A 3,114-nucleotide genomic window follows, 5' to 3' on the forward strand; every position below is an offset into this window, starting at 1 on the left:
AAGGTACATCGCAACATTGCTCTAATTGCTTAAACCGTGTTCCTAAAGAGTTGTCTGATCGCTGGCATAGTTGTCCTCATTGCGGGATTAAACTCCAGAGGGACATAAACTCAGGAATTTTAATTAAGGAAGTGGGGTTGGGCGTCCGCCTCACTATAAAACGCGAAGGTCGAAAGACTGGAGAAGCCCGCGCTTTATCCGCAGGATAAGCGTCGGGAGTACGTCACGAATCTTCGATCCATTGCATCTTCATCAATCAGTAGCCGAATGTCGCTCATGCGGAATAGTTTGGATTAGCAAGTTGTTGTTCATACGCCAATTTTTCAGCTGTTAGGTAAGACTCAATTTCTTCTCGGTTGAGATGATAGTAAGCTAAAGCTGCATAAACTTGCGCTAAAGTGACATTGCCCATGCGCTCAACAATGTCTTCAGCATTTAATCCTTTCTTATACCAAGCTGCAATTCGTTGCACAGAAACTCTTGTATTGGCAATACGAGGACGACCTCCTAAAATACCTGCTGTTGAGACGATGAGTGTGCCAATATCACTTGTAGCGGTCATGGATCAAAATTTCCTTGACTTTGTTCACACAGACCATTCTATAAGGGAGAAGGGAATCATCAATGATCAAAATGGATTAAAGAACTGGTCAACAGTTAGTTGTAGTTCTGGGAAAATGTGCGATTGTATAAAGTCATCATTCTTAAACTGTTGTATTTCATATTCCCCATCAACCAGAGTACAGACACTCAAGGTGGGTTGTTTAGGGGAACCAATGTAGCGACGACCCCCAATTCCAAGGTAATCCGCAATCCAATATTCTTCGATGCCAATACTTTCATAATCAGACAGTTTGAGTGCATAATCATCGCGCCAGTTCGTTGAAACCACTTCTACCACTAGCTTGAGGGATTTTCCAGACTCAATGATTGAGGAACTTTCCCATCTGGATTCATCGGCTAAACCGGCGCGATCTACCACAGCAATATCCGGTTCATAGCCTGTATCGTCAGATATCTTGATAATACACTCTCTGGGGATAAAGTAAGGGACTTGCATTTGATCAATCGCGTAGTTTAATTTTTTGATGCCAAACCCTGTAATCTCTGAGTGTTTTCCCTTGGGCTTTGGCATCTCAACAATTACCCCTCGTCTTAGTTCATAGTTGATTTCTGAAGTTTCTGGATACCAATCAATAAATTCATTGAATGATAGGGGTACTTTCTCACTTGCTGCAATCATTGAGATTACTTCTCCTGTAGATTATTGAATCTGTGGTGATTGCCCCTCTATACTAACGAGAGGTTAGGCAGTTTCAGCGACTATAGGGTTGCTCTAGCTTCAAGCCTGGTATAACTCGATAGTGCTTTACGTTGAAAGTGCAGAGAGTTGCATTTTGCCCAACGGCACAAGCAGCAATCAAGGCATCAATCAAACCGACTTTATGGGACAGATGATAGGCTGTGAAATCAGACAAAGCACGGGCACAATCAGTTTCAGTAGGCCAAACAATTGGCAACGGGGCTACCATCTGTAGAACTTTACGAACTTGCTGTTTGTTTTCGGCATCTTGAATTAATTCCATTACCACAAATCGAGGAAGGTTTGGCAGTTCTCCAAGAGAGGTAAACCAAGCAAGCGCAGGTGCATAACTTCGCTGAATATCAATCATGATATCAGTATCAACCAGGTACATTGCTATTTATTGTCGCTCTCGGTTTTCAGCATCCTGACGCAAGTTTCGAGCATGTTTCTGACTATCCGAAATGTCAGGGCGAGAACCAACTACCCCAATGCTTTCCCAATAGGCAACCAGTTCTACCCCTGTTTTGGGAGGATTTTGAAGAAAAGGGCGAAAGGAGAGAACACGCAGAATGTACTCTGCTAAAGGCAATTTAAGCTGAGAAGCCTCGGTGGCTAGTTCGTGTTCTAGTTCTGAAGGTATCTCCAAAGTGATGTTTTTAGCCATATTCTCCTTTAGTACAATCTATCCTAATACCTTTATTTTAGGAGAGAGTTTCTACTACAAGAGATCGTAATGATAGCCAACTGTGATCGCGCTTAACTGCAAAATTCAGCTACAGTAACAGGATAAACTCTGTATCGTGAAAAGCATTAAGAACGAACTTAGCATTCCGTACATTTATGCAAATGGGAACTGCAAAATGGATTAAAGAACTGGTCAACGGTTAATTGTAGTCCTGGGAAAGTGCGCGATCAGATAAGGTCATCATTATTAGCGTTTCACAATCATTCGGATTCTATCAACTTTTCACGATAATTGCGCTTTGCTTTGAGGTTCTGCGATCGCGCAAATTTCAAAAATGTAATCCGCTCCTTTTCGCCGTACCGTCCTTTATTTTGGTCGAGGACGTAACTCAAAGGCAAGATCAGCACGGTAGAAGCAAACATCAAATTCTGCAAAGAAATTCGTGTGACCCAATATTAAAGGTGCTTCACTCGATTTTGTCCAAGCGAATGCAAGCAATACTGAGGGAAATTCAGCAACAGTAGCCGATAAGACCAATCCTCTTGCCTCCATCCGAGCTAAATTACCGCTCAATTGGATGGGAACTGTCTATTCTTCCCAAACTGCACTTAATTGTAAGCCTATTTCATACGGTAGTACGTTGACGCTTGCCCCAGTATCCAGCAAAGCCATGCTTTCTACAGATTGATCTCTATAAGTCAGCGTTATGGGTAGATAAGGCATCATACTCGATAAGCCTGCACGATTAGTGTGCTCAATGAAAGGAAAACGCTGACCTTTAAGCATTGCCCTCTTGCTGAGTAGATGTCAGAAGATCTGAGAGGGCTTGAGCTGCTTCATGAGCATCATAGGGTGACCAGACAACTGCTTCAGTCGATTCTAACTGTTTCAGTAAAGAATCTTCTTGAGATTGAGTCTCTGATGTTTGCAATTCGCATCCCTCCTCCTTTGCCACCGCTAATAAAAGGAAGTGAATCAGACGTAACTTATCTTGATGAGAGAGCCGACTAACCACAGGAAGCAATTCAGGGAATGTCATAGGTCTTTAGTTAGGATATCCACATTCACTAGAGTAGCTGAAATAGCTAGATATGAATTGCACTTAATCACTTTCATGTGTTAT

At 42.4% G+C, this 3,114-nt stretch carries 6 protein-coding genes and 1 pseudogene; 1 reads left to right on the top strand and 6 read right to left on the bottom strand.

Annotated features, from left to right (window positions below; all coding sequences use genetic code 11):
* Positions 1-209: transposase (locus GVY04_00185; protein NBD14597.1), on the top strand; the 209-nt coding region annotated here is incomplete at its 5' end.
* Positions 210-274: 65 nt separating this feature from the next.
* On the opposite strand, the gene GVY04_00190 is transcribed toward GVY04_00185, so the two are convergent.
* The 6 genes and pseudogenes from GVY04_00190 to GVY04_00215 all read right to left on the bottom strand — a co-directional run bounded on the left by GVY04_00190 (position 275) and on the right by GVY04_00215 (position 3,030).
* Entirely contained in the window at positions 275-562 is a 288-nt protein-coding gene (locus GVY04_00190) for a DUF433 domain-containing protein (protein ID NBD14598.1), read from the bottom strand.
* A gap of 66 nt (positions 563-628) precedes the next feature.
* Positions 629-1,243: a Uma2 family endonuclease gene (locus tag GVY04_00195; protein NBD14599.1), complete on the bottom strand. Its 615-nt coding sequence runs from the start codon at positions 1,241-1,243 to the stop codon at positions 629-631.
* A gap of 73 nt (positions 1,244-1,316) precedes the next feature.
* Complete coding sequence (locus tag GVY04_00200) at positions 1,317-1,697, bottom strand: PIN domain-containing protein (protein NBD14600.1); 381 nt, start codon at positions 1,695-1,697, stop codon at positions 1,317-1,319.
* Between the two features lie 6 nt (positions 1,698-1,703).
* Complete coding sequence (locus GVY04_00205) at positions 1,704-1,970, bottom strand: hypothetical protein (protein ID NBD14601.1); 267 nt, start codon at positions 1,968-1,970, stop codon at positions 1,704-1,706.
* Positions 1,971-2,357: 387 nt separating this feature from the next.
* Positions 2,358-2,777: pseudogene (locus tag GVY04_00210) on the bottom strand (retroviral-like aspartic protease).
* Positions 2,770-3,030, bottom strand: a complete 261-nt coding sequence (locus tag GVY04_00215; protein ID NBD14602.1) for a hypothetical protein — start codon at positions 3,028-3,030, stop codon at positions 2,770-2,772. The pseudogene GVY04_00210 and the gene GVY04_00215 overlap by 8 nt, the downstream one beginning before the upstream one ends.
* Between the last annotated feature and the right edge of the window lie 84 nt (positions 3,031-3,114).

Source organism: Cyanobacteria bacterium GSL.Bin1, assembly GCA_009909085.1.
Taxonomy (GTDB): Bacteria; Cyanobacteriota; Cyanobacteriia; order Cyanobacteriales; family Rubidibacteraceae; genus Halothece.

Bases quoted from the DNA above. Each gene is read 5' to 3' on its own strand.
- GVY04_00190 (NBD14598.1), bottom strand. From the start codon at position 562: ATGACCGCTACAAGTGATATTGGCACACTCATCGTCTCAACAGCAGGT.
- GVY04_00195 (NBD14599.1), bottom strand. From the start codon at position 1,243: ATGATTGCAGCAAGTGAGAAAGTACCCCTATCATTCAATGAATTTATT.
- GVY04_00200 (NBD14600.1), bottom strand. From the start codon at position 1,697: ATGTACCTGGTTGATACTGATATCATGATTGATATTCAGCGAAGTTAT.
- GVY04_00205 (NBD14601.1), bottom strand. From the start codon at position 1,970: ATGGCTAAAAACATCACTTTGGAGATACCTTCAGAACTAGAACACGAA.
- GVY04_00215 (NBD14602.1), bottom strand. From the start codon at position 3,030: ATGACATTCCCTGAATTGCTTCCTGTGGTTAGTCGGCTCTCTCATCAA.